The sequence below is a fragment of the Niallia sp. Sow4_A1 genome, assembly GCF_052116745.1.
GTDB lineage: Bacteria > Bacillota > Bacilli > Bacillales > Cytobacillaceae > Niallia > Niallia hominis.
Window position 1 is genome coordinate 1 of the sequence record NZ_JBQKKM010000146.1, and the last position, 442, is coordinate 442.

Consider the following 442-nt stretch of genomic DNA (forward strand, 5'->3'; position numbering starts at 1 on the left):
CTGTCCATAACACCATCTCGAATGATGATGTTAGGATTGCCTAATAAGAGAGAACGTGTCGATTTATTTTTTAGAGTCATAAACTCTATTCCAAACATAAGAAACGTCCACAATCCGATGGCATATAAAAAATGAAAAATCCCTACCTTATCTTCATAAATGGTATTTCCTAAAAGATCTCCAAGTACTAACACAAAAACTAAGTGAAACGGGGTTAACTGATAGATGGATGTTCTGCCTGTTATGATAATGATAAAAAATAAAGTGGCAAAACCAACGATGACTTTGATCGTCAGTAAACCAATATTGACTTCTTCCAACGTTTTTTCCTCCAATTTAAATTTTACTTAGTTGTAAGATCTTGAGGTTTAGATAAAGAGGCTAGTTTTAGTATTAAAGCTCGAGTTACAATTCCAACCATGATGTAATATATGAATGAATA

At 32.6% G+C, this 442-nt stretch carries 1 pseudogene; it reads right to left on the reverse strand.

Annotated features, from left to right (window positions below):
- Positions 1 to 320: pseudogene (locus ACTQ5K_RS25590) on the reverse strand (DUF421 domain-containing protein); the annotation flags it as partial.
- Positions 321 to 442 lie beyond the last annotated feature (122 nt).